Source organism: Acidobacteriota bacterium (assembly GCA_018268895.1).
GTDB lineage: Bacteria > Acidobacteriota > Terriglobia > Terriglobales > Acidobacteriaceae > Edaphobacter.
On record JAFDVP010000001.1, the window covers coordinates 259,672 to 285,640 of the forward strand.

Here is a 25,969-nt window from a genome sequence, read left to right on the forward strand (position 1 = left end):
TTTATATCTGTCGACAGATTTATTGTAAGAGATGCGTTATTGCATCCGTCCCCAGCTCATGGTGAGATGTTCCATGAGCAACCGCCGTGCTTGTTCTCTGCGCTCGCTCCCCAGGACGAACTGCAACAACGGTCGATGAGTCTTAAGTACAACGGACTGAGAGGCCAGAGATGTTGTGATCAGAGCGTGCGCAAACTGCGGAGCTGTTAAACTCCGCAATGTTCGCTCCAGGTACTCATTTCCCGACTGCTTCCAAATCATCTGGTGAAATGCCATGTCCATGCGGACGGCGTCTAAGGGAGTGGCCTTCGAAGCTCGCTCCATCTTTTCGACTTGTGTTCTAAGCTTATGCTCATTCTCCAAATTGAGGTTTGAGCGGCAAAGCACCATTGCCTCGGACTCCAGAACAACACGAAGACTGTTGATTTTATTGATCTCGCTCTCAGTAAGGCGGACCACATACATTCCGCGCCGAGACTGATGGACCACGAGTCCCTGTTCCTGAAGTCCCTTCAATGCTTCGCGAATCGGGGCTCGGCTAACCTTAAGATCGCGGCTGAGCTGGCTCTCATTTAATCGACTGCCTGCTTTTAGCCTACCCAAAAGAATTGCATCAACGAGCTGCTCCGCAATATCCTGCGAGAGGATTGAACTCTTGGCGACGAGAAGTTCCTTGTGTGAGCGCATCTATCCTAGACCAGAGCCCAGAGTATAGTGCGGACGAATCCGTCTGACAAGCCCACTGAGGTGTGTTGAGCTGTTCGCTGACAGCGGGCACATGCCTCTACGGATCAACGCCCCCGAATTTTCTGTTGACTCGATTCACAGACGATGTACTATGGCCTAAATCTGTCGACAGATGAATAATTCCAAAAAGGGTAATCGCATGTCACCATCCGTATCGAGGCGAGTATTTCTGGAAATGGGTATCTACGCGGCCGTCCTTCCGGCATTACTGAGGGCGGAAGATAAGGCGCCTGTGTACATCAAAGACATGGGGGCATGCCGGCCCGCCAGTGCGCTGGCGAACGAATCGAGTCGGCATCATTGGGCGCTGCTTCCTTATCGGACGGAACGCTTTGAGGGAACGATGGTGATGGCTGGGCACAACACGGCAGCCCCCGAGATTCGTCTTCCGATTCCCTATAGCGGATGGTATGCAATTTCCTTCGGCATTCGCTCGTATGGTGACGGGCCGGACTTTGATACGCGGCTGCAAGTGAGGCTGGACTCTGATTCGACGTTTTCGCTCATTTCGCATTCAGAAGGCCGTTCTGACCGCATTGATAACTATTTTTGGAAGGCTGCCAGACTAGACCATAACGAAATTGTTATTCGGCAGCTGACATTGCAACGTGTCCCCGAAAATCCCGATTCGGAAGGTAACACTTCCGCCGGAGTGTGGCTGGCCTATGTCGAGCTGTTGCCTCTAAGCGGTGCCGAGGTGCGTGAATTGCAGACTGACCGCTCAACCAGCCGGAACCGCAGGCTATTTGCGCACAATGATGCGTGGAGCTATACCTATGAATTCCGGCCGACAGAGGAAGCGGATATTCGGCGTGAGTTAGAAGCGTATCGAGACACGGATTTTTCCCGCATCTATTGGGAGGCCGGTGCCGGTGATCGCATGTACTATCCAACCCGTTTTGGGCTTATGCCAAGTGATGACACGACGAATGATGAATTCAGGGTGGGAGATCGACTAGCTGCGGAAACCTGGCGCATCTGGCACAAGAAGAACATCGATCCATTCCGCACCGCTCTTGAGCACGCTCATTCCATGGGGCTTGAGTTTCACGCTACTTATCGCGTAGCCGGCTTCCACTTTCCCGTGCCTGAGAATGTATGGAACAAGGGCGGTTTCTACGACCACCATCCTGAGTTGCGGGGGACAGACCGCGATGGCAACCGCACTCCACGTCTCTCCTATGCTTACCCGGAGGTTCGCAAGGAGGTTATTCAGTTCCTTACCGAGATGACTGGCTACCCGATAGACGGTCTCTGTCTTGCCTATAACCGCCGACCTCCATTGCTTGAGTATGAACCGCCAGTGGTTGAATCTTTCAAGGCAAAGTACGGTGTGTCGCCCTTGAGTATCGATGATCGCGACCGACGTTGGCTAAAACATCGAGCCGAGGTGCTGACGGAATTCATGCACGAGGTCCGTGCAGTGGCCAGGCATGCTACGGAGCAGCACTCTTCAAGACCGGTTGAGATCACTGCAATCGTGTTGGGTTCGGAAGAGGAGAACCTTTATAACGGCATCGACCTTCGAGCCTGGGTGCAGGAAGGCGTCGTAGATACGATCGTTCCTTACACCTCAGTCGCAGGACTTACAAGCTCGTCGACCTCGTGGACTAATCCAGAGGCAGTCAAATTCTTTCTTGAAGTCGTAAAGGGGACACATGTCAAACTGGCGCTGAACCTGATGCCGCGCCGGATTGCGCCAGAAGAGTACCGGAAGCGGGCTCACATGCTCTATGAGATGGGGCTTGAGAACCTGTTCTTCTGGGATACAAATGCGCGTGACGATTTCGGTCCGTCCTGGTCAGTATTGCGTCGGTTGGGCCATCGTGATGAGTTGGCAGAATGGGTACAAAAAGGGTCTGCGACCATAGAGCAGCCCGGTCAAAAACTGTATAAGCTTGGCGACTGGGATCTCCATTATGTGACTCCAGGATAGCCTGCGATTGTTGAAGCTGCCAGGGCAAGGCCAAAGCCTCAACGAAGCAATCTTCCCAGCCCCATTCGACCCCGACTTCGTTCGGACGGGAAGGGGAGAGGGTCTGTCTGGCCAGATCATGTTCGCGGTTAAGCCAGGAAATGAGATACCAGAAATGCCGACACAACTTCACCGTATGAGTAGCGACAATCGAAATCGCTGGGTGCGCAGTGGCATTCCGTTATGGATCCCCTCCCTGGCAATGTTTGCAATGGTCGCTCTAATTTTTGTTGGCAAAGTTTACTGTCAGTCAGCTGAGCCGAAGTGGCAGACTCATGGATTTGATGGATTTCGTTCAGGAACGTTTGATTCGAGCGGTGCAAATTTATACGTATCGAGACAGGGCAATCTCGAAACAATTCACAGTCTTGACGTCAATAGCGATGGCTACATCGATGTGTTGTTCAATAACACGCATGACATCGCTTACGTAGTCCCCGCATATGAATATGATTTTCACGACCGCGATAAGCCAACGTTAAAGACTTATCCAGGGCCGGGAAGTGTGCGTGTCCGGGCAAGTGATCTCAACGGCGATGGCCATCCGGAACTGGTGATTGCGCGAGGGTTCGATGACACGACTCGGGTGATGAACTCATGGGTCTACTGGGGAAGCGATAAAGGCTGGACGGCAAACCGTCACCAGGAACTCCTGACGCCGTATGCCCAGGATCTCTGCATCGGAGACCTGAATGGTGATGGGAAGAAGGACCTGATATTTATAGCGAGTTGGCCCACAGGGAGTAACAAGTCGATTATCTATTGGGGCACAGACGATGTGTTCAGGCCTCTGAATGCATCGTCCATCAACACTCCTGGCGCAACGTCCTGTTTGAGTGCTGATATCGATGGAGATGGTAAAGATGACCTGCTCATCACGGGGATGACGAAAGGCGCCGAGATTTTCTGGGGAAGATCAGGCGCATTCCAAGATCAGCCGCGTGTTCTTGATGATGCTCCAAAGGCGGTTGGGGCCTCATTTATACAAGGGCACCTGGTACTTGGGACTGATGATGGCCCGCTGGTCTACGCAGTGAAGGGCAAAAGCATACATCTGGAACAGCAGATGAAATTCACTGGTTCATCACGGGTGGCTGTTCAGGATCTCAATGGTGACCAAATCCCCGATTTGGTGGTAGCCCGATCAAAGAATGGAAGTAACTGGAGAACTGAATCTCGAATCTATTGGGGAAAGAATCGACCGAATGGCAGTCTTTTCGATGAGAGTGACATCACAAAACTTCCGACGATGGGTGCTGTGGATGTTGCAGTTGCCGATCTGGACAAGGACGGCCATCCGGATCTGATTTTCGCCAATTCGCGAACATATGAATCCTACGATATCGACTCCTATGTCTATTGGGGTAGCTCGAATGGATATTCAGTAGACTGGAGAACCAAGCTTCCGACGCATGGTGCCGCATCCGTGAGCGTTGAAGGAACGTCAGTCTACTTTGCAAATGGAATGACAGGAGGCCCAATTGGGCGTCTGGAGGCATACGCTTATCTGGGTGGACCGGGAGGAAAGTTTTCGACGGATAAGGTGCTTCGCTTGCCGACTGTAGGCGGCTACGAATCCTGCGCTGCCGATCTCAACGACGATGGATTTACCGACCTCGTTCTAGAGGGCTCGCATGAAGGGGATCTCAATGGCCCGGAGCCGTCCACCATATTCTGGGGCAATGCACAGGGGCTTTCAAAAGATAGAAGTACAACTGTACCGACGCGAGGCTCCATTGGTTGCGCCATCGGAGAACTGAATCGTGACGGCTACCTGGACCTTGTTTTCACCAACATGGATGATGGAACAGTCGCCTTGTTCTATGGTGGTGCCGATCATTTTTCTCATCCGGTAGAGCACACCCTTCATGTGTCCAAGCCCCGTTTCCCGGCAATTGCGGATCTCAACAAGGATGGGTATCAGGATCTTCTGATCCCATTGGTCGATGATGGGCTCTGGATATTCTGGGGCTCCCCCGCAGGCTACAGCCAGGACAATCACACGGTGTTGCCCGGGATGGGAACTGTAAGCGAGCAGGTGGCAGACTTGAACAATGATGGCTACCTCGATATTGTCCTTTGCAATCTATATGATCCGGGAACCGCCCGCTACCATGGCGTGAATAGCTATATTTACTGGGGATCCCAGCAGGGATATCGGGCAACAAACCGTTCGGAATTGCCTTCACTGGGTGCCCATCACGCGGTGATTGAAGATTTCAACCGAGACGGAGCGCTCGATATATTCATTTCGAATTATCAGAGCGAATTCACGCGCGATCTCAATTCGAGTATTTATTGGGGAAATTCGGAAGGTTCTTATACTGCCGCACACTCGACGCCCTTGCACGTCGGCTCAGCAGCGGGAGTGCTCGCGGCTGATTTAGATGGTGATGGATGGATCGACCTCGCCGTGTCCAATCATGTAGTCGGTGGAGACCATCACACCCGGTCTCCTATCTTCTGGAACAGTTCAAACGGCTTTCTCCATAGGCCTATAACATGGCTTCCAACAATCGGACCGCATATGATGGCGGGCGTTGATGACGGGAATCTATATACGCGTCGACATGAAGAAAGCTACGTGTCGGTTGTTCATCAATGCAAGAGTGCCTGCCGTCCGCAGAAGTTGAGTTGGGAGGGCCGTGACCGCTTCGGGTCTTTTATAGACGTTGACATCCGAGGAGTCGATACAGAAGCCTCGTTATCGACGTCCCCTTGGGATACTGTTTGTTCGCATTGCTCCAAGTCGCAGCAAATCGAGAGGGAAGGTCTCCATCGATTCTGGCAGTACCGAATCATGTTTCACACGGTGGCCACTTGGTCATCCGTTGTCACGAGCGTAAACATTGATCTGGATAACAATATGGGCAAACCGCGATGATGCCTATCGGCTGCCCATATACCCGATTTTGCAATTGTTTATCTGTCGATAGTACAGCGCTCAGCTGTGCTATAATCAACCTAGCTAAGCTGTAGCAGGATTTGCGATTCGGTGCGAGTAAATAAAGAGATCATAAGCATCAAATCCTCGACGCTTTCGCAAAACATCGCAGAGCGCCTGGTTGAAGCAATTGTGTCGGGTAAGCTTATTGCTGGCGTTCGATTGAACGAGAGCGAGCTTAGCCGCCAGTTACAGGTTAGCCGTGCTCCCATTCGCGAGGCTCTCAATCAACTGCAGGAGCAGGGATTGGTCGTCCATCACCCTCGAAGGGGGATGTTCGTAGTCAGCCTCTCAGATAGCGATATTTTCAAGATTCAACAACTTAGAGTAGCGCTCGAATCTGAAGCCCTGCTGCTTTGCCGCGAAAACCTCACGCCCGCTAATGAGCGGAGACTGGTAGCGCAGTTGGAGAAGATGGAAAAGGCGGGCGATAGTATCTCCAGCTTAGAAGCAGTGCGCCTGGATATTGCTTTCCATCAAACGATCTGGAGCCAGAGCGACAATCAATATCTTGAGAGGATACTCACCAGTTTGACCGCCCCTCTCTTTGCTTACGCATTGATCAATAGATCTTTAGCTGGCCAGAGGACGATCCTCGATTCCCATCGTCCGCTTCTTACCTTCATTCAGGGGGGGATGCGGAAAGGTTTGGCGAGACAGGTCATGATCGATCACATTACCTTGCGCTGGGGCCAACTTGATAGCCAGAGGCTCAAACAGCTTTCGAGTGCCGGATCTTAGCAACTCCAGTCTTATTGGCTAGGGGTTCGAGTCTGACGATGTTCTCCATCACTCACAGCTGACCGCGATAATATCGGCATCCGATCATCCGCCAAACACGGTTCGAGCTCTTGTGGAGCAAGTTATTGGTATTGTTCGCTGATAGCCGATAGACCTCTTTGGCTCTAACCTCTCTGCACGGCCGTCGACTCGCCTCGGTCGGCGTGTATCTCAAAAAACTTCAAGTCAGCGCTGACGGTATTAGAGCTGCCGCACAGTCGGAGGCGCGCCCACACGGCGCGAAAATTTCATTAAAAAGAACTTGCTATCTGTCGACAGATTTAATTAGGGTATCAGCACTGACACCACCAATAGCTGATTCGCTGGAGGAAGGCTTATGCTCGCAAACCGCTGTCCCCGATTTATCGCTGTATTCAGTGCAGCATTCATCCTGCTGCTGTCGAGTGCCTCTTTCGCGCAAATTACCGCAAGCATTCGCGGCACGATCACTGACCCTTCCAATGCCGCTGTGCCCAATGCCCATGTAACGGCGACCAATGTTGATACGGGCTTTGCTGTAGAGACCACCTCATCGAACGACGGTAGTTACACCATCACCTTGCTCCCAATTGGTCACTATCGCCTGAGGATTGCGGCGACAGGCTTCGAAACCCAGGAGCAAGCTGGCATCACTCTGACGACAAACCAGGTAGCGGGTATCAATACCACCCTTAAGATCGGCAATGTTTCGCAGACTGTCTCAGTAACCGGCGGACTTCCCATTATCAATACGCAAACGAGCGAGGTGGGACAGCTTATTAACTCAGAACAAGCCAGGGAACTGCCGCTCAATGGCAGAAATCCGATCCAATTGGCAACGCTGGTGAACGGAGTCAGCGGCGCACAGGTTGTCACAGTGATCGTGGGCGCCGACGAGCGCAATTCCAACTACATGAGCGTGAATGGAAACCGTCAGTACATGACGGAGTATTACCTGGACGGAGGCGAGTATCGTGGTCCAAAGATGAACTCGGGGCTGGTATATCCGAATCCAGATTCGCTTGAACAATTTCGCTTCATCACGAATAACTACAGCGCAGAGTTTGGAAAAAATCCTGGCGGCTTGATGAACGTCGTCACAAAATCGGGAACCAACACGCTGCATGGCGACTTGTGGGAGTTCAACCGCAACAGTGCGTTCGCGGCTCGTAATTACTTCCTTAACTCGGTTGCCCCTCTCAACCAGAACCAATTTGGATTCACTGTGGGAGGCCCGTTCAAGAAGGAAAAACTCTTCTTCTTCGGGTCGGGGGAATGGTTGAGGATTCGTCAAGGTGTGGCGACTAGCAGCGTTTTTCCTCCGACGGCAGCTCAGCGCACAGGCGACTTCTCAGCGATTACGACACCAATCAAGAATCCTCTTACGGGGACACCATTTCCGGGCAATATCATCCCCAAGAGTCAACTCGATCCAATCGCGGTAAAACTTGTGAATCTATTACCTCTTGGTAACACGCCGTCTGGTTTATTTGTCGGCGCCTTTTCCCAGCCGACAAACACCCACCAGTATCTGATCAAAGCTGACGCGAACCTGACCTCTCGCAACAGGCTGTCTGGTTCTTGGTTTCAGGATTCACTCTACGCCACATCGCTGCTCGACTTCGGTCGCCTCGCTACTCCGTTCGTAAATAACACTGGACAGAGCTACAAGTGGGAACAGTTCGATATCAAGAGCGCGATTGCAAATGATACGTTTGTCATTACCCCAAATCTATTGAACCAGTTTCGCTTCGGTTATCTCGGCGTTGCATGGGTTGTCTCTAACGTTGGCCGTGGCCCGGGACTTCGCGAGCTGGGAAGCAATTTCCCGGTGTCGAATTATAGTGACATCCCTCATATGGCCGTTGCGGGCATCATTAACAACTCTGGCGGCAACGACACCTATACGCACTCTAACGATTTTCAATTTAGCGATAATCTCAACTTCATTCATGGCAAGCACAACATCAAGGTTGGGTTTGAGATAACTAAATCTCAAGTAAGCACCCTGTCCAGTGGAAACAGCGCAGGTGCGTTCATCTCCTCTGGCGGCGTCGTTACTGGAAATGCGCTCGCGGACTTCATGCTTGGCCAAGTTCCAATGTACGTCTCCAACGCTTTAGGGGGCGATCTGCGGCAGAGCTACATCGGCACCTATGTACAGGATGATTTTAAGGTAACGCGCAACCTCGTCCTGAATCTCGGAGTACGCTACCAGGTATCGAGTCCTTACAAGTCTCTGAAGACAGCCACTCTTCTTGACGGAACTCACATCGCGCCTTACTCGACATTTAATCCGGGGCAGCAGTCACAGGTATTCGTAAACGCACCAAAGGGACTCGTTTATCCGGGCGACACTGGGATCCCAGACTCAATCGTTCACGCTGACACCAATGATATTGATCCGCGATTTGGGCTTGCCTGGGATATCTTCGGCACCGGAAAGACAAGTCTGCGCGCCGGTTATGGCATCTTCCATGCCACTCCGAATGGCGACGGTAGCACTCTGGTTCTCTACAGCCCGCCATTCTTCGTCAACTTCTACGTTCCGCAAACTCCGAGCATGACTAATCCTATTCCGGCTAATCTGGTCAGCGCATTTCCTGTGCCAACCGCGAAGAATATGGACTTCTCACCCTATGAGCCGCTTACGATCCAGGGCATGCAACCGGACGTGGTCAATCCGATCGTTCATCAGTTCAATGTTTCTGCGCAGCAAGAGTTGCCAGGAAAGGTGTCGCTCCAGATGGCATGGGTTGGAAATCTCACAAGAAACCTCATCAGCTACACTCAGGAAAATGGGGCTGTGTTCATTCCCGGAAACGATTCCAACGGCAATCCACTGTCTACTACTGCAAATACAAACAGTCGGCGCATACTCAACATCCAGAATCCTCCAGCGGTCGGCAAGCCGTTCCAATACGGTCAGGTGGCGATCGGTCAATCTATTGCTCATAGCAGCTATGAATCCTTGCAGACGGAGGCGCGTAAGGAGTTTTCGCATGGTGTAAATCTTCTGGCCTCGTATACCTGGTCGAGAGCAATTGATGAGGCGTCGGTCTTCCTGCAGAACGGCTTGGCCACGGATCTTCCGCAGAACCCGAAGGATTTGCGTTCAAACCGCGGCCTGTCGAGCTTCGATCTGCGCCATCGTTTCGTGGGTAGCGTCGTGTACGACATTCCTTCGATTACGCGAGTGCTTGGAGCGAATGCAGATTCGGTTGCCAGCAAAATAGTAGACAACTGGGAACTTGCCGGCATTGTCACCTTATCTTCAGGATCTCCCTTCAACGTAGTGTCCGGCGCAGACAATTCCCTTACGAACTATGGGCAGGATCGTCCCAACCTGATTGGGAATCCGCATCTGTCAACCAGCAGGCCGCATCCGCAACTGCTCCAGCAGTATTTCTATACTGCTGCCTTTACGCCGAATACACGCGGCACCTTCGGTAACTTCGGACGAAATGTTCTGATCGGGCCCGGTCGTGAAAATGTCGACCTGACCGTAAATAAGAACTTCCCCATTTCGGATCGCCTGGGCAGGTTTCAATTGCGATTTGAGTTCTATGACCTTTTCAACCACGCAAACTTTGGGAACCCGGGTGGAAACCTTTCCGCAGCAACAACCTTCGGTAAGATCACCACTGCAACTTCATCCCGGCTTGTCCAATTCGGCGGAAAGTGGTCATTCTAATCGTACTTTGACCGGCTTCGCGGGCGTGATTCTGCATGACACCTACGCCCGCGCTAGTCCCGCATCGCAAACACAAGTGGAGTGAAGGAAATGCAAATGAGCTACAGTCGTCGTGGATTTCTGAAAACCGGATTGACGACCACGGCCACTGGCGTCGTTCTGAACGTTGCTGGTGGTAAGTCCTTATATGCTGCTTTGATAGGTACGCCTGATGGATACTCGATAAGCGGTCCGGAGCTCTTTGAAGTAAAGGGGCGTCTCCAAGCAGTATTCAGTCTGGCCGATGGTCGTTTGATGGGATGGTGGGTTGATGGGAACCTCAAGAATCAAGAGGCGGTCGCTCGGAATGACGCCATCAGGAAAGCGATGGCTCGCTACTCTTCAGATGGTGGCAAGACCTGGACTGATCCGGAGATGTTATTCGAGTTGCCCAGCGCATTTGGGGTTTACAGCCATGGACCGGGGTTTATCGATCAGAAGGGGACCATTCATCTGTTTGGCTTGCATTACGAAGGCTGCGGGGGGGGGGGATTTGCAAATGTAGCGAGTTGCCGCTGCCGCCTGTACCATGTGTCGTCGGTTGACAGAGGTAAAACATGGAACTCTCCTCAGTATTGTGACTTTGGCCATGAATATACGGGTGCGATCAATTCTGTGATCCAACTCCGAAGCGGGCGCATCCTTGCCCCAGTCAGTTATTTCTCTGAGCGGCGGACAGGAAAATTTATAACTAACCTGACCTTATCCGATGACAACGGTAAAACCTGGCGCCCCTCAAAGGGAGAATGCATCGTCGATTCTGGGGGAAATCTCCTTGAATCCGGAGCGGCCGAGCCAATCTGTATCGAGTTGAAAGATGGGCGTGTATGGATGCTGTTGCGAACACAGACAGGCTATCAATATGAGGTCTTTTCGGCCGACGGCGGCGATACATGGACCGATCCTGTTCCATCGCGTTTCATCTCCTCGAATTCGCCGGGCGCATTTCTGCGCTTGCGCGACGGCAGGCTTGTTCTGGTTTGGAACAACTGCATGGGGGCAGAGCACAAAGAAGGTGTCATGAGCAGCTATGATCGCCAGGTTCTTGTTGCGGCAATCAGTGTGGACGACGGCAAAACATGGAAGGGATATCGCGAGGTAGCGAGAATTCGAGAAGGGGAGTACCAGGTATCCTATCCAACCCTTACCGAGAGTTCGGATGGATACATCATTGTTTCTTCGCTTGCCGAGCCTGAGTACTTTCCGCAGGGCGTGGTTCGCGTACATCCAAACTGGCTGACTGAAACTCATGTTCGGGACAATTTCAAACATGGCCTTGCCGACTGGGTAACCTTTGGCTGCGAAGGCGCCACGGCAATACAGCATCCCAACCATCCTGGTTCCGATGTACTCTCCTTGCGTAAGCCTAAGGCGGATATACCGGCTGCCGCCTCATGGAATTTTCCATTCGGCACTAGCGGGAAACTTCATCTCCGGCTCCAAATGGAACCGTCCAGGGAATTCACGGGTCTATACCAGTATTTGTCTCTGGCAGATTTCTTTAGTCTTCCGCGTCTCCCTCGCCATTCGGCGAATCAATCGGCGGGGTGGGACTTTTTTCCAGCAGAGGATTGTTTCAGTTTGCGGTTAGCTCCAGACGGGCAACTGGCATTCGCCTCCGCTCCGGGAATCTTTCAGACTCTCTTTACATCTACCCGTACACGGCTTACCAGGGGACAATGGTACACTCTCAACCTTGCGTGGGATTGCACCAGGTCGATCTGTTCGCTGGACATTGATGGTCATCGTGTAGCGGACCTTCCGTTGCTTCGTGCCGCAAAAGGAGTGTGCTACCTTCGCCTCTGTGCTACTGCGGAAATCGTCGAGTACAGTGGATTACTTGTCGAAAGCGTGGAGTGCACAGTCAACTCATAACTGAGTCCGGGTTTTTAGGGCTCCATTTTTATTGATTGGCGCGTTAGTTCTGCAAGACTCTGCGCACTGATGCCGGTTGGTCGACCTGCGAGGCCTTGATGTTTGTAGTAGATGCATTGAAGAAGCGAAAAATCTCTGATAGAGGTGGCTCGCAGGCCAAGTGGATAGTGGTTGCTCTTCTGTTCCTCATATCCGCGCTGAATTATGGAGACCGCAGCGCACTCTCGTCGATTCTTCCGCTATTGCAGCACGAATTCCATCTGAGTGACATCCAGCTTGGCCTGCTCCAGACCGGTTTCCTATGGACTTATGCAATCGGTGTCCTCTTTGGCGGATATTTGGGCGACATGCTTTCGAGGAGTCGGCTCATTACGCTAAGTCTTGTCGGGTGGAGTATTGCCACGCTGCTTGCCGGCCTCTGTCACAATTTTCCGCAACTTGTTCTGTGTCGTATTTTGCTTGGCATAGCGGAGTGTTTCTATATACCCGCAGCTCTCGCCTTGATTGCCGATCATCACGAGACGGGTACACGGGGTACCGCTCTGGCGCTCAATCTTTCCGGGATGAGTGTTGGTCTGATTGTCGGCGCGGCGGTGAGTGGATGGTTGGCAGAAAGATACCATTGGCAATTGCCTTTTTTGCTCCTTGGCTTGTCGGGTCTGACTATCGCGCCTTTCTCCTGGTTATATGTCAATGATGTGGAGCCGCGATTCGTTTCTGATTCGCGCGATTCTCAACACATATTGTCAAAGCTGGCTTATCTGATGGGATGCCGCAGCTACCTTCTTATCGTATTTGCAGGGATGCTGGCGTCCTGTGGTGCATGGATATTCTGGACATGGCTTCCGCTCTACTACCACGACATGTTCCATCTGAGTCTGAGCGCCTCGGGTTTCTCGGGAACATTCATGCTGCAGTCTGCAGCGGTCATGGCAATTATTGTGGGCGGGTATTTCTCCGATCGAATTGGTGCTGACCGCCCGAAACGGAGATTGCTCGCCCTCTCGCTCTTTTGTTTCTGTTCTATTCCATTTTTGAGCGTTTTCTATGGACGACAGAGTTATGCTGTCGTCAGCATAGGTATCTTCCTCTCCTCATTCATTCGTACCTTTGGCCAGGGAAACGAACACCCTATCATTTGCGAGCTTGTGCAGCCGCAGTTGCGCTCAACAGCATTGGGAGTGCTGCTTGCCGCTGAGATGGCCGGAGGAGGAGTGGCTGTATTGTTCGCGGGATACGTTAAGCAGAATCATGGCCTGAGTTTCGCCTTTCTTTGTACTGCCGGTTTTCTACTGCTGGCTGGTCTGTCTACGCTAACTGCCTACATCTTTTTCTTTAACAATGATTTAGTACGCAGACCAGAGTCTCCTATGGATATGCGTCGGTATTCGATCGAAGCAGAACCTGAGAACGGGAATCTATGAAAATAGCTATGTTTCGAATCAGATCATAGCGATATACTCTCGGCTCAAGCGATAACGAATACCCTTAAATCCTATGCGAATCAATTCCAATCTAGCTATTGTCGGGAGCGGTCAATTTGCTCTGAGTGGTCCCTATGACTGCCATGTCTATGCGGTTCGCGGCCCAGAGGGGATCGTTCTGATCGATTCCGGCTCAGGACTTCACGAAGCGCAAATCGTAGACAACCTCCACGAAGATTTTCCGGGAGAACCGGTTGTGGCCGTGATCGTAACCCACAGCCATATAGATCATGCCGGTGGAGCTGCGGGCCTTAAGGAGTGCTTTCAATGCCGCGTCGTTACGAACAGAGTGACAGCGCCAACTTTGCGTGATGCGGATGAAGAGCGAAGCGGGTTGCGACATGCTCGCGAAGCAGGTGCCTATCCAGTAGATCTTCGGATGAAACCCTGCTTGGCGGATACAGTATTTAGCGATGGAGACCAGCTGCGTATAGCTGGCCTGGAATTTCGTGCTCTCCACATACGAGGGCATGCAGAAGACACTTTTTGCCTGCTCGCGAAGCTCGATGGGCACCTTGCGTGCTTTTCTAGCGACGTGATTTTCTATGGCGGCATCCTCGGGGTTATCAATTCAGGAGATTCAGGAATGCAGGGCTATGTTGCAGACTTGCCAAAACTAGCGAACCAGGAAATCGAAATGCTGTTGCCGGGACATGGACTCTTCACTCTCAGGAGTGGGCAAAGGCACATCGATGTGGCACTCGATGCCATAAAGAAAGGTTTTCTTCCGCAACAAATTGGACAAGGGGCGATCATTTTCTGATGCAGTAGAAGTCCGCCGCTTTGTGCTTGACTTCTTCGAATCGGAGAATAGGGCGATGGTTCAGCGTATTTTATCGGGAGCGCATGTGAGCAAGCTTCACGTATTTCTACTTCTTGCATCCTGCCACTTGACTTGCTCGGGACAGGAAACCGGAACTGCCTGGGTAGGAACCTGGGCGGCCGCTCCAATTGGAACTACAGTGAATGCAGGTCAGCCGAGCCCTGATAATGTGACGTATCGAAATATCGTACATATCAGCATTGGTGGATCCGTGGCGCGCGTCCAGCTCACAAACGAGTTTGGCGTAGCAAACTTAAAGGTTGGATCTACCCATATTGCCATCAGTGCGGGCAAAGGCGCGATCCAGCCGGGGTCAGATCGTGAGCTTACGTTCTCCGGTATACCAAGCGTAGAGATTCCGGCAGGGGCATTTGTCCTAAGTGATCCAATCGCCATGCCAGTGGCTGCTCTCGCCGACGTGGTTATTAGTATTTATTTGCCCAGCCAGCCAATCAGAGTTACCACATGCCACACATGGGCGTACTCGACGCAATATGTCATGAAGGGTGATGCAACGTCTTCGCCAACAGCAGGCGCCTCCAGCACTATCTCTGCCTGGTGCTTCCTAAAGGGAATCGATGTACTTACTAGCACATCTGAGCATGCTGCAGCGATTGTTACGCTAGGCGATTCGATTACTGACGGAAGTGTGTCGACACCAGATACGAATCGGCGCTGGCCAGATATTCTGGCTGCACGCCTCCAGGGGGATAAACGAACCGCGCATATTGGTGTTCTCAATGAAGGGATCGGCAGCAATCGCGTTCTTCACGATGGTTACGCGCAGAATGCGATCGCGCGTTTTGATCGAGATGTCATTGCGCAAAGTGGCGTGAAATATCTGATCATCCTGGAAGGCATTAACGATATTGGACGGTTGGATGCTGCGGATCAGATTACTGCGAACGATCTGATCCGTGGCATGATGCAGCTTATCGCCCGGGCGCACCAGCATGGAATCAAGGTCTTTGGCGCCACCTTAACCCCCTATATGGGCTTTGTTCGTTCAACTCAGGACGGGGAGCAGATACGGCAGACATACAACCAATGGGTTAGGAGCGGAGGCATGTTTGACGGGGTGATTGATTTTGATAAGGTAACTCGCGACCCCGCTCATCCGGACGCGTTCCTGCCCCAATACGCCGGCAGCGATCATATCCATCCAAACGATGCCGGTTATAAAGCGATGGGAGACGCGATCGATCTTTCGTTATTTATGAGCACCCGATGAGCGAGCGCGCTACAGCATCCCATGCTGGCGTAAATAGTCTTTCAGCTGCGCTACAGTTTCGTCGCTTGCAGAAAGATACGGGCGAGGCAACCACTTCTTCGTGATTCCGTGAATCGAGAGGATGGCATGCATCCCCGCATTCCATCCGCAGGGCAGCGCAAGCAGATAGTCAAAGAAGGGATTTTCATATTGTTCGATCAAAGCCTGCGCACCAATTGCATCGCCATTTTGCAGGCGCGTCCAATAGTGTTTCTCTATGGCAGGTGCGAAGGCAAGAAAAGTAGCCATAAATGTCTGCCCACAGCCCTGCTGCCACAACCACAGGTGGTTCTTCATCCGACCGCCGGCAAAAAGGATGGCCCCGGTGCCATTGACAACTTTGCATATTCCGGAACCCAGATCACCTAGCACATCATCCTTGATAGCTACGACCTTCGGTGATGCTCGAACGGCAGTTTTGACAGCCTCAATACCCATTGTGTGATTGGAGCTGAAGACATTCGTAACAATCATGACCAGGATGTTCTGAGAGATCGCAACATAATGGTCGGCCAGGCTCTTAGCCGAAACCGTTGCCCAGGTTGGCGGTTGGCACATAAGGACACTTGCACCCACGCTCTTCGCATACTCCGCAAACTGCAAACTGGAAGCGGTCCTGGAATTTCTATCGGCGGCGACAACCATGGCCCGTCCTGCTGTGTGTTCGCACACCGCACGAGTGAGGGTGGCAATTTCTTCATTCGTCATGCAGGTAAGGTGACTGTCACCTGCCGTAAGAAGAATAGTCTTGCTCCCTCCGCTGATGCTGCGGTCGACAAAATTCCGTACACCGTCATAGTCGATCGTACCGTCCTCGTTGAAAGAGGTGCGAAAAGATTGAATAGGGCCATTGAGAAACTCTGCCACGGAGGTTCGATCATGAATCTGGCTGCTAAGTTTTAATTGATTGGCCAGACCTGTAGACGGAGTCGACGTAGCAGGACCGGCTTTAGCTGTAGCAGGATAGATGGCGTTTCCCAGAACGCCGGTTCCCATTGTCGACAAAAACTTTCTTCGATTCATAATGCCTCCGGTATCGGATTTAATATGGTTCTCGCCCTGCGGATAGGGAGAAAAGGTCACACAGCAGTAGAGAACGTTGTGTCCTGTTCGAGTGGATATAGCGGTATTCGTCGATGCTTATACGAGAAGGCATACGGATCGTCGGCAGTCACTCCCGATGTCCCAACGAGGATGAATTCTCCTGCGACAAGTTCATATGCGGCACGGGGCGCTACGACTCCTTTTACGATGAGTATGTCTTTTCGCTCCGGATGAACCCCTAGACTGATGATTTGCTCAAGGCTCATGGGAGCCATGCGCTCACTTGTAAGGATGATGGTGTGTCCTTCTTCCGTTTCTACTACCGCCGTGATGCCTTGATCGCCGCCTCCCCATCCGCCATGGCGGATCTGGGTCTCGACGAACCTTCCATCAGAAAGCGTCTTGACGTAACCACGGATGTGAACCGGGGCCCCATGCAGGTCGTCGGTTTTGCCTCCAACGTCTAGCTCAATCGATTGGCGTATTCCAACCGCAAGACATTGGCTAACTGCCTCCGGGTCATAAAGGATCACGAGCGCATTGCGGGCCTTCTGCTGTTGAATCTCGTGGAAAAGAATTGTTGAGTCTGCCGGGCTTCCTCCACCGACATTGTCGCCAATGTCCAGGAGGACGACGGGCTTTCTGGTCAAAGTCATGGCGCGCGCCACAGCAGCAGCAGCATCGGGAAGAGGACGATAGAAGTGGTCTCGCATCTCCCACGCCTTGCGCGCCATCCGATCTGCGGTCTGCTGTGCCAAGGCAAAGTCGCTGTCCGCCACAGCAAGGAACGACGCTCCCATTTCAGCAACATCCGAGTAATAAAAACCCATTGCTGCACTCGCGCTCAGAATACCTGGTTGCTTCAGAGTGGCCAGAACGTCGTCATAAAGGAGTTTTGCAGGCTCTTCTGCCGTGTATTGGCAAGATATCTGGATTACCAGCGGAGGGGCGGCCAAAGCCTGCACTGGATGTACCTCTCCGCGCAGTGTCCGACCTATCAGAAGCGCTGCTTCTTTACCGCGCTCGTACTGATCCAGGTGAGGATTGCTTCTGTAGCAGATAAGCGCATTGCTGTAGAGGACCATGTCGCTGGAAATATTGGCATGCAGGTCCAGTGTCGCGATAACAGGAATATCCAGTCCAACTATCTGTCGGACGCGCTTTAATATCTCACCATCCGCATCGGGATAGCCTGTGCTGACAGTTGCTCCATGAAGTGCGATGAGCACCCCTTCAACAGGCAAGATATCTTTGAGAGCTAAAGTCAATTCATCTGCAAGCTGTTCATATGCCGTTGCGGTGATTGTCCCGCTTGGGATGGCAAGGGTTGCCATCCCTCCAGCAATTGTCAATCCCGTTTCTTCACAACCATCGATCATGCCCCCCAGCTCATGATGAGCACCTTTCCAACGCTTCAGCATTGCATCGTGACGTGTCAGAGAAGTCCGGGAAAAATTCTCATAATGCGTAGGCGCGGAAAGAAACGTATTGGATTCGTGTAAAAAACCAAGAAGTGCAACCCTCATAGGATTGCTCCAGATGCAAATTCTGCAACGAAAGCTGCTTCTACCAGCATTCCAACCTGGAGATCGACCCCATATGCCCTGCGATTGGGAGAATGCAAACCAAAATATTCCTTATACACCTCATTGACGGGTGCAATGTCGTGGTTCACATCCTGCAGGTAGAGACGAACCGATGCTATCGACGATTTTGTGAGGCCAACCTCTGCGAGAATCGCATCGAGCTGCCGGAATATCTCCTGCATCTCAGCAACAACGCCACCTGAAACAGGTTTTGCACCACCGCGAGGAATTCCAGTCAATACAGTTTCAAGAACTTGACCTGAATGAACAACACCTTGGCTAAACGGAAAATTTGGGTTGGTAAAAATGAAACGCATATTGCCTCTCTAGTAGGATAGAAATCCGCCGTCGACCGTTAGCGTTGTGCCCGTGATAAACGAGGCCTCAGGACTGAATAGGAACGCCACTGCATTTGCAACATCTTCGGGAGTTCCTCGTCGGCCCAGTGGAGTAATCCGGCTGTAGCTTCTCGCGTTTCCCGAAGGATGGGCCATGTCGCTAGTGCGGGTTTGAATATCTCCTGGAGCGATCGCATTCACACGAATCCCGTGAGGGGCTAATTCGAGGGCCATGCATTGTGCGAGCGATACCTGCGCCGCTTTGCTCGCACAATATGCCGCGGCACATTCCTGGGCGGCAAAGGCACCAACGCTGGCGATGTGAACAATACATCCTGGAGTTGCGCTGCCAATCATGGCGCGGGCAACCGCTTGGGAACACCAGATTGTCCCCTTCAAGTTTGTGTCAAGGATATTGTTCACCTGTTCGGGAGGCATGAAGGCAAAATCGCCAGTAGCCGCCTCACCGCTCACGGCTGCATTATTCACAAGCCCGTCGATACGTCCGAAGGTCTCGGCTACGCAATTAGTCATAGCCTCTACTTGAGAGCGATTGCTAATGTCGGCAGCAAAACCGACGGCTCCAGAAATAGACTGTGCTGCTTGTCGAGCCTCTTCCAGTGTGATCTGGACAATGGCCAATCGGGCGCCTTTCGCCGCCAGTACGGTAGAAATCCCGCAACCGATTCCTGTAGCGCCTCCGGTAACAATGATGACTTTGCCGTCCAGCATTTGATTCTCCAGTGCCGCAAAATCCGGGTATTACGATAGCAATCGAATGATCGTCTCGGCGAGCTTGGGGGCTTCGATGATGAGCGAAGGATTGGATTCGGCAAGGCGCTCGATCGAATCCGGGTCTTTAAATCCATGACCGGTTACGAGACAAATGCTTCGTTCGCTTTCGCCAACAATTCCTTGTTTCACCGCGCGCCGCCATCCGGCAAATGCGGTTGCACCTGCCGGTTCGCAGTAGATACCTTCCTCATGAGCAAGTAATTTCTGCGCGGCGAACACATCATCGTCGCTAACAGGAATTCCAGTGCCATTGCACTGCCGCAGCAATCGCAGCCCCCTGCTGGCGTCCAGATCGTTTGGAACGGACAACCCGCTGATGCGTGTTGTACTCTGAACGCATTGTATGTCGGTCGAGTTGTTGAGATAACCTGCAACCAGTGTCAGGCAGCCTTCAGGCTGCACAGCATGGACTCGTGGAGAGGGTTGCTTATGGTTGAGAAATCCCTGCACGACGGCGCTGTATAGGCCGCCGCCTCCTACCGGAACAAAGATGTGGTCTGGTTTGTGAGCCAATAATTCCGCTGCAATCGTCTCCACGCCGCGCATCCCTTCTGGACAGACGCGAAAGGCAGAAACAACGAGCGGCACCGAGTAGGTTGAGGAGAGGCTGCGCAATACATCAAAAACCGTAGTGGAGATGTTTGCATCGGAGACGAAACCGGGAACCCGCAGCACATGGGCGCCGTGTGCCAGCATCTGGGCCAGTTTGCCCGTCGGCGCATCTGCGTTGACAACGATGAGGCATTTGATCCCAAAGCGGGCTGAATATGCCGCCAGCGATGAGCCTGTATTTCCTGACGAGGTGGCCAAACATGCCTTAGCCCCTCTCTGGACAAGGCGACGCATCTCTGCCGCGATAAAGCGGTCCTTATACGAGCCGGACGGATTGCAATTCTCGAGTTTGAACCAGAGCTCCCCGAAGGAACTTCCAGAGATGCTCTGGACCAGGGGAGTATTGCCTTCGCCGAGCGACTTGAAAGACGGCAAACTCACTTCCGATGATTGCATAAGAAATTTTATCTACAAATTCTGTCGACAGTATATCAAAAAATAAATAAAATTCTTGAAAGAATTTAGCGGGATGGAGATGAAAACTTCCAGTAGGCGACGCGAAACGATAGATTATAGGATTCTGCCTAAATTTCCTCATAGAGATGTTTATCTCTGGGTATAATCTGTCGACAGATAGTCGAAAACAGTGAGGGAGGTTTCGGGTTCCCGGAACCCTCAGGTGAGTGATGACGCCAGATCAATTCAAGCTGAATAATTTTGCGCCTGCAGCTAAATATCGGGACAGCCTAAAAATTGATGACTCTATAAGTTTGCCTTTGCTGATTGCAAGGGGCAGATCGGCGGGAAAGACACTGGTTGTAACGGCCAATATTCATGGCGATGAATATGAGGGTGTGCGGGCTATCTTCGAATCCTTCGATAGTCTCGACCCCGATCAGATGTCGGGGAATTTAGTCGCTGTTCCTGTGGCCAATCCACCTGCGTTTTGGGGAGGCAAGCGTTCTAGTCCAGTGGACGGAAAGAATCTAGCCCGAACTTTTCCAGGATCGCAGGATGGAACCATTTCGGAAAAAATAGCATTTGCCCTCGGATATTCTGTCATTTCGCTGGCCGATTTTTACATTGACCTCCATAGTGGCGGGGTAGTAAGCAGTATGCCTTCGATGGCCGGATATTTTACGGCAGACCGTAGGAGCTATGAAGGGGCTGTAGCATTCGGCGCATCGGTCATATGGGGACACGATACGGTTGCGCCAGGACGAACAGTGTCTTTTGCCACATCGGCTGGTATTTCCTGCATCTATACAGAGGCGCGTGGAGCAGGCCGGATACATCCTGAAGACCTGGACATGATGAAGACCGGTATACGAAATCTCTTGGTGTATCTCCAGATTCTTCCTGGTTCACTGGAGCCGCGAGAAATTCCGTGGCGTCTGAGGGGAGACGGAAATACCGATGAAGGGATTATTGCTTCGCAGGCAGGTTTTTTGCTGACGAAGGTTTCTCTCTTACAGGAAGTCAAACAGGGCGACATTCTTGGCTCTCTTGTGAATATGCACGGTGAGGTACTAGAGGACTACCATGCTCCACAAGATGGCGTAATTGGTTTGGTGCGCGAATTCCCCGTAGTCGCCCCGGGCGACTCCTTGTTCCTTCTGACGCGACGAGAGATATGACTTTTAACCTAAATGAACAGAGAAGGTGGGAGATGATGGGGACTTATGAGGCACCGAAGCTGAACGTCCATCAACGAGAAGAAAGCCTCAGACGGAAAGCGCCAGGTTCAGTGAGCCGGCATGAGCGCGCATTGAAGTCGTTGGCAGGTGGTGTTTCGAGTGGTTTGCGGAGAAGCGCAAAACCGTTCCCACTATATTTCAGCAGCGGCTCCGGTCCTCATATCGAGGATGTTGATGGCAATCGTTATGTCGACTATATGCTCGGGTGGGGCCCACTTATTCTCGGTCATGCTCCGGCCGCTGTCAGCGAAGAAATTCGTCTCCATTTAGGCCGGGGCTATACATTCGGTGGTCAGCACGATCTCGAATTCGAAGTAGCAGAGATGATTCAGAAGATTGTGCCGTGCGCGGAACGTGTTGCATTTGCCAACAGCGGTACAGAGATTGTGCAGGTCGCTCTCCGGTTGGCGCGTGCCTATACAGGAAGACAGAAATACTTAAAATTCGAAGGTCACTATCACGGATGGGATGACAGTGTTCTGTTGAGCTACCACCCAAGTGCAACGCAGATTGCTCAATTTTACCCGTCTCCTATTCCGGTCGGGTTGGGGCAACGTGTTGACTCAGGGGCTGTGGTTGTCGAGTGGAATAACCAGTCTGCGGTCGAGGAGGCATTTCGTGTGCATGGAGCGGAGTTGTCTGCTGTGATCTGCGAGCCGCTCTTGTGTAATAGCGGGTGCATCCCTGCCAAGCCGGGCTTTCTTGAATTTCTACGCAAGATTACACAGGCAAACGGGACTCTGCTGATCTTCGATGAGGTGATTACAGGGTTCCGACTGGCTCTTGGCGGAGCGCAGCAGCACTATGGCATCGTTCCAGATCTTGCTACCTTCGCAAAGGCAGTTGGGGGTGGAATGCCATTGAGCGTGCTTGCCGGCCGGGAAGTTTATATGGACAGAATCGCTTCAGGGGAAGTTGTTCATGCAGGTACTCTCAATGGCAATCCGATTGTGCTTGCCGCGGCGAAGGCCACTCTACAGGTACTGTCTGCCAATGGTGGAGAGGCATATCAAAGGATGTGGTCTCTTGGAGAAACTCTGAAGGAAGGCCTACTGCGACGATTTAAGGAAAGGAATATCCCAGTTGTCGCTACGGCTGGAGGCCCTGTTTTCCAGATTCACCTACAAAACAAAGAACCACATACATATCGCGATACTCTCATGTCCAATAAGAGCTTCTATGTTGATTTTGCTGTGGCGATGCTCGATGAGGGCATAGTCCTGTTGCAGGACGGTCGCTGGTATATTTCTGCCGCGCATGGAGATGAGGAAATCGCAAGGACTTTGGATGCGACGAGCCGGGCGTTGGCATGATGCTATTGCGTGCCAACGCCGCCATTGTGACAATGGGGATGGCTTGGATTTAGCTTACGGTTGCCACCAGATAAGGTTTGACATACTGGTCTAAGAGATCGTGCACAATTCCGGTTTCTTCGTGGGACAGTTTTGTTATATAAGGAGCACCTGTTGCTCGCTGGGCAATGCCAAGATAACGAAGCGCCTCGTCGAATGCTCCCCAGATGCTGCCGTAACGGAAAATCTGCCAGACTGCAGTCAGGTCACGTTGCAGTTTCTTGGCCTGTTCGAGATCGCCGCGATGGAACGCGCGATAGAGGGCAACCGCGATTTGAGGGCAGATATTGTGTAATCCGCCGACGAATCCCGAACAGCCCATTTGCATTCCGACGACAATGAGGAATTCGCTGCCGGTCATGATGCTGAATCCCTCTACCTGATTTAGCTCAATCAGCTTTTGAAGATTGACGCAATCCTGATTGCTCTCCTTGACCCCGACAAAATGGGGTATCTGCTCGCGCAGAAGGGCCACAGTTTCAGGATGAATGTAGGTCTTGGTCGCGCCTGGATTGTCGTAGATGAAAATCGGCAGATCAACTGCGGCGGCTATCTCAGAGAAGTACGCAATCAACTGTTCTTGAGTAGGGGGGTAATAGAAAGGTGCCAGAAGCGAGAGAAAATCGACGCCCTCTCTGGCTATTAGTTTTGCCTTTTGCACAGCCCTTACCGTACTAGTCTCACCGACACCGGCCATGACTGGAACTGTATTGTTTACCTCCGCGGCGACTGTGGCTATTGCTCGCAGTTGTTCATCGTCGGTGAGGAACGCGAATCCTCCCATGCTACCGTTTGTGAAAATACCGTCCACACCGGCTCCCAGCAAATACTGTGTCAAGCGTCGAAGACCTGCTTCATCTACGCGATCTCCATCGGTAAGCGGTGTGCCGATGGGAGGAACTACACCTGTCAGGGTGGCCAATGTGTCTCCTTTATACGCCCCGCAGGCTTAATTGAAAAAAATGCCATCGGCGGAGTTCAGTAGACTTATTATACTGTCGACAGATGATCATATTTAATTTTTTCAATATGATTTTTTTTCGTATCAATCGGGAGCGCATGGTATGGAGCGTCGAGACTTTATCAGTGGGCTGGCTTCGATTAGCTTAAGCGGGCTTGGAACGAATAACAAAGCAGCATGGGCAGAGCTAACGAAGAATGTCCAGAGAAGCTTCATGGAACCGGAGCAGGCAGGCCGTTGCTTCACGGATATCCGGGAAGCCCGGGCAGCAAGGCTGAATCCTGGCGACCAACTGCTCGTTCGAGAGCTGGACTCCATTGCGGCAAAGTCTACCTGGTCGAAGGAGCGAATGCGCGGCAAGTGGGAGCTTCACCCTTATCAGTTGTCCGATGCGCAAATGGGTAGGCTCCTGCTGGTGAACGATGTCGCGGGAAACGATGGGCCTTCCGCAATTCCTCCGGAATTGGAAATGAAGTTGGATCTCCCGGGTTGGTATGCGATCTGGATCGGTGTGCCAATGCTGGACCTTAAACCTACTGTTGCGTCTTATTACGGCGGCGTTGATGCAGCTTTGGATAACGATTCCGATTACGCACAGGTAGCGCCTGATCGCGGCACACGCCATTCGAAAATCATGGGTGCTATGAACGTCGAGGTTAGCTGCTATTGGAAGTGTGCTCGCTTGGATGGACGTACTCTGCGCCTGCGCGTGCCCTATGGGACGTGGATATCATTTCCGTGGGGCATGGTCCGGGGCAGCATCTCCTCCCTAAATTTAGTGAAGCTCAGCAATCAACAAGTTGAAGCCTATAAAAGAGACATGTACGATTCCTCCACCAAGCGGGTAATCGTTGTGAACGATGGTTTCAGTCCTATTTTCAATGCAGGAGAGCTGGAGAGGGGCATTACTACCAGGTTTCCAGAGACGTATCGAGATAGCGATATCAAAATGTATTTTCTGCAGACGCCCTCAACCGGGGTTGCGAGTTGGCCCAGCGAGGTGACTTCGTCGCTGGGGGAGGGCATGACCGATGCGGAGTGGAAAGAACGACGCCAGGGTGACCGACGAGCCGGCGACTACATCCAATGGTCGATCAAGAACCGCCAGGAAAGTTTTCGCGTGGCTCCCCCAATCTGCCGGAAGGGAGCAGAAGAATTTCATGCTTCGCTGCGCATGAACCTGTTTTTCAGGGACGGTTCTATGGGCAAGGCGCTCGAAAGCTATTTCAATGGCCGTTTCTGGAAGGAGTATCCAGAGTTGCGCAAGCGGGCGAGGAGGAGCTTTGATGGTCAACTGTCGGAAAGCATGCAGCTCGACTATGCCCAACCCAAAGTGCGCCGCTACATCATGGATATTTTGATGGAACTGGCGACTCAATACGATGTCGACGGGATCAACATGGACTTTACACGGTGGCCCCCGATTGCCGACCCTGCGCGTCACGATTTCGACGTGCTGACGAGTTTCATCAAGGAAGTCCGGGAAGAACTGGATCGGATAAGCCACAAGAAAGGCCGCAAACTAGCTTTGAGCGCGATGGTTGTGGATGGTTACCATGCGAAGATGACTTTGAGCGAGCAGAAGATTGATCTGCATGCATGGCTCGCTAGCAGAGCATTAGACTTCATCTGTGTTCAAGCATGGGATCACAGTCAATTCCTGGCCTGGGCAAAGCAATATAAGACTCCCTACTACCTGGTCCATGACCAAGACCCCTGGGTTCAGGGCGGATGGCGGAATGATCCAGACTGGACGGACAACCATGACCCGCTGCCCGGAGAGGATTCACAAACGCAACCTCCCGTCAACAACACATTGGATCCAACAGAGTATGAAGCCGGCTTCCGGGAGCGATACAAACTAGGTATCGACGGTGTCTGTCTCGTCAACAGCGCAGGAAACAGCGTGGGAAATTTCTGCCGCCGTCTTGGACATGTAAGAGAGATAGAGGAGCGGGTACAACGGCATGAGATCTGGGGGCAAAAGAGTGGATCGCATATTCAGCTTTTATAAAGGCAAATGATTGCGGGCTT

General features: G+C 52.1%; 18 protein-coding genes. 11 read left to right on the forward strand and 7 right to left on the reverse strand.

Annotated features, from left to right (window positions below; translation table 11 throughout):
• Positions 1–36: 36 nt before the first annotated feature.
• The gene (locus JSS95_01145; GenBank protein MBS1798409.1) at positions 37–687 is read right to left on the reverse strand and encodes a GntR family transcriptional regulator; all 651 of its coding nucleotides are present in this window, start codon (positions 685–687) and stop codon (positions 37–39) included.
• A gap of 199 nt (positions 688–886) precedes the next feature.
• On the opposite strand from JSS95_01145, the gene JSS95_01150 reads away from it, so the two are divergent.
• The 8 genes from JSS95_01150 (at position 887) to JSS95_01185 (ending at position 15,571) form a co-directional block, all read left to right on the forward strand.
• Entirely contained in the window at positions 887–2,683 is a 1,797-nt protein-coding gene (locus JSS95_01150) for a family 10 glycosylhydrolase (GenBank protein ID MBS1798410.1), read from the forward strand.
• Between the two features lie 154 nt (positions 2,684–2,837).
• On the forward strand, positions 2,838–5,606 hold the full coding sequence (locus tag JSS95_01155; GenBank protein ID MBS1798411.1) for a VCBS repeat-containing protein: 2,769 nt from the start codon (positions 2,838–2,840) through the stop codon (positions 5,604–5,606).
• Between the two features lie 111 nt (positions 5,607–5,717).
• Positions 5,718–6,407 (forward strand): GntR family transcriptional regulator, encoded by a 690-nt coding sequence (locus tag JSS95_01160; GenBank protein ID MBS1798412.1) that lies wholly within the window; start codon positions 5,718–5,720, stop codon positions 6,405–6,407.
• 376 nt (positions 6,408–6,783) lie between these two features.
• The gene (locus JSS95_01165) at positions 6,784–10,119 is read left to right on the forward strand and encodes a TonB-dependent receptor (GenBank protein MBS1798413.1); all 3,336 of its coding nucleotides are present in this window, start codon (positions 6,784–6,786) and stop codon (positions 10,117–10,119) included.
• Between the two features lie 96 nt (positions 10,120–10,215).
• The gene (locus JSS95_01170) at positions 10,216–12,033 is read left to right on the forward strand and encodes an exo-alpha-sialidase (GenBank protein MBS1798414.1); all 1,818 of its coding nucleotides are present in this window, start codon (positions 10,216–10,218) and stop codon (positions 12,031–12,033) included.
• Positions 12,034–12,149: 116 nt separating this feature from the next.
• Positions 12,150–13,457 (forward strand): MFS transporter, encoded by a 1,308-nt coding sequence (locus tag JSS95_01175; GenBank protein MBS1798415.1) that lies wholly within the window; start codon positions 12,150–12,152, stop codon positions 13,455–13,457.
• A gap of 73 nt (positions 13,458–13,530) precedes the next feature.
• Complete coding sequence (locus JSS95_01180; protein ID MBS1798416.1) at positions 13,531–14,280, forward strand: MBL fold metallo-hydrolase; 750 nt, start codon at positions 13,531–13,533, stop codon at positions 14,278–14,280.
• 55 nt (positions 14,281–14,335) lie between these two features.
• A complete protein-coding gene (locus tag JSS95_01185) occupies positions 14,336–15,571 on the forward strand; it encodes an SGNH/GDSL hydrolase family protein (GenBank protein MBS1798417.1) in 1,236 nt (411 codons plus the stop codon).
• A gap of 9 nt (positions 15,572–15,580) precedes the next feature.
• On the opposite strand, the gene JSS95_01190 is transcribed toward JSS95_01185, so the two are convergent.
• The 5 genes from JSS95_01190 to JSS95_01210 are packed head-to-tail and all read right to left on the reverse strand — an operon-like array spanning position 15,581 to position 20,360.
• The gene (locus tag JSS95_01190; protein ID MBS1798418.1) at positions 15,581–16,633 is read right to left on the reverse strand and encodes a dihydrodipicolinate synthase family protein; all 1,053 of its coding nucleotides are present in this window, start codon (positions 16,631–16,633) and stop codon (positions 15,581–15,583) included.
• 56 nt (positions 16,634–16,689) lie between these two features.
• Positions 16,690–18,180 (reverse strand): M81 family metallopeptidase, encoded by a 1,491-nt coding sequence (locus JSS95_01195; GenBank protein MBS1798419.1) that lies wholly within the window; start codon positions 18,178–18,180, stop codon positions 16,690–16,692.
• Positions 18,177–18,557, reverse strand: coding sequence for a RidA family protein (locus tag JSS95_01200; protein MBS1798420.1), 381 nt, complete (start codon positions 18,555–18,557; stop codon positions 18,177–18,179). Before JSS95_01200 ends, JSS95_01195 begins: the two co-directional genes overlap by 4 nt.
• 9 nt (positions 18,558–18,566) lie before the next feature.
• Positions 18,567–19,310, reverse strand: coding sequence for a glucose 1-dehydrogenase (locus tag JSS95_01205; GenBank protein ID MBS1798421.1), 744 nt, complete (start codon positions 19,308–19,310; stop codon positions 18,567–18,569).
• 30 nt (positions 19,311–19,340) lie between these two features.
• Positions 19,341–20,360, reverse strand: a complete 1,020-nt coding sequence (locus JSS95_01210) for a pyridoxal-phosphate dependent enzyme (GenBank protein ID MBS1798422.1) — start codon at positions 20,358–20,360, stop codon at positions 19,341–19,343.
• A gap of 251 nt (positions 20,361–20,611) precedes the next feature.
• On the opposite strand from JSS95_01210, the gene JSS95_01215 reads away from it, so the two are divergent.
• Together JSS95_01215 and JSS95_01220 are read left to right on the forward strand one after the other, a co-directional pair.
• The gene (locus JSS95_01215; GenBank protein ID MBS1798423.1) at positions 20,612–21,562 is read left to right on the forward strand and encodes a succinylglutamate desuccinylase/aspartoacylase family protein; all 951 of its coding nucleotides are present in this window, start codon (positions 20,612–20,614) and stop codon (positions 21,560–21,562) included.
• Positions 21,563–21,594: 32 nt separating this feature from the next.
• Complete coding sequence (locus tag JSS95_01220; GenBank protein ID MBS1798424.1) at positions 21,595–22,935, forward strand: aspartate aminotransferase family protein; 1,341 nt, start codon at positions 21,595–21,597, stop codon at positions 22,933–22,935.
• Between the two features lie 49 nt (positions 22,936–22,984).
• On the opposite strand, the gene JSS95_01225 is transcribed toward JSS95_01220, so the two are convergent.
• On the reverse strand, positions 22,985–23,896 hold the full coding sequence (locus JSS95_01225; GenBank protein ID MBS1798425.1) for a dihydrodipicolinate synthase family protein: 912 nt from the start codon (positions 23,894–23,896) through the stop codon (positions 22,985–22,987).
• Positions 23,897–24,038: 142 nt separating this feature from the next.
• Between JSS95_01225 and JSS95_01230 the strand changes: the two genes are divergently transcribed.
• Complete coding sequence (locus tag JSS95_01230) at positions 24,039–25,949, forward strand: hypothetical protein (protein MBS1798426.1); 1,911 nt, start codon at positions 24,039–24,041, stop codon at positions 25,947–25,949.
• Positions 25,950–25,969: the final 20 nt, after the last annotated feature.

Excerpts from the sequence above, each read along its gene's own strand:
- JSS95_01150 (MBS1798410.1), top strand. The coding sequence starts at position 887 with ATGTCACCATCCGTATCGAGGCGAGTATTTCTGGAAATGGGTATCTAC.
- JSS95_01180 (MBS1798416.1), top strand. The coding sequence starts at position 13,531 with ATGCGAATCAATTCCAATCTAGCTATTGTCGGGAGCGGTCAATTTGCT.
- JSS95_01185 (MBS1798417.1), top strand. The coding sequence starts at position 14,336 with ATGGTTCAGCGTATTTTATCGGGAGCGCATGTGAGCAAGCTTCACGTA.
- JSS95_01195 (MBS1798419.1), bottom strand. The coding sequence starts at position 18,180 with ATGAGGGTTGCACTTCTTGGTTTTTTACACGAATCCAATACGTTTCTT.
- JSS95_01215 (MBS1798423.1), top strand. The coding sequence starts at position 20,612 with ATGACGCCAGATCAATTCAAGCTGAATAATTTTGCGCCTGCAGCTAAA.
- JSS95_01200 (MBS1798420.1), bottom strand. The coding sequence starts at position 18,557 with ATGCGTTTCATTTTTACCAACCCAAATTTTCCGTTTAGCCAAGGTGTT.
- JSS95_01145 (MBS1798409.1), bottom strand. The coding sequence starts at position 687 with ATGCGCTCACACAAGGAACTTCTCGTCGCCAAGAGTTCAATCCTCTCG.
- JSS95_01205 (MBS1798421.1), bottom strand. The coding sequence starts at position 19,310 with ATGCTGGACGGCAAAGTCATCATTGTTACCGGAGGCGCTACAGGAATC.
- JSS95_01165 (MBS1798413.1), top strand. The coding sequence starts at position 6,784 with ATGCTCGCAAACCGCTGTCCCCGATTTATCGCTGTATTCAGTGCAGCA.
- JSS95_01155 (MBS1798411.1), top strand. The coding sequence starts at position 2,838 with ATGCCGACACAACTTCACCGTATGAGTAGCGACAATCGAAATCGCTGG.
- JSS95_01220 (MBS1798424.1), top strand. The coding sequence starts at position 21,595 with ATGATGGGGACTTATGAGGCACCGAAGCTGAACGTCCATCAACGAGAA.
- JSS95_01190 (MBS1798418.1), bottom strand. The coding sequence starts at position 16,633 with ATGAATCGAAGAAAGTTTTTGTCGACAATGGGAACCGGCGTTCTGGGA.
- JSS95_01230 (MBS1798426.1), top strand. The coding sequence starts at position 24,039 with ATGGAGCGTCGAGACTTTATCAGTGGGCTGGCTTCGATTAGCTTAAGC.
- JSS95_01170 (MBS1798414.1), top strand. The coding sequence starts at position 10,216 with ATGAGCTACAGTCGTCGTGGATTTCTGAAAACCGGATTGACGACCACG.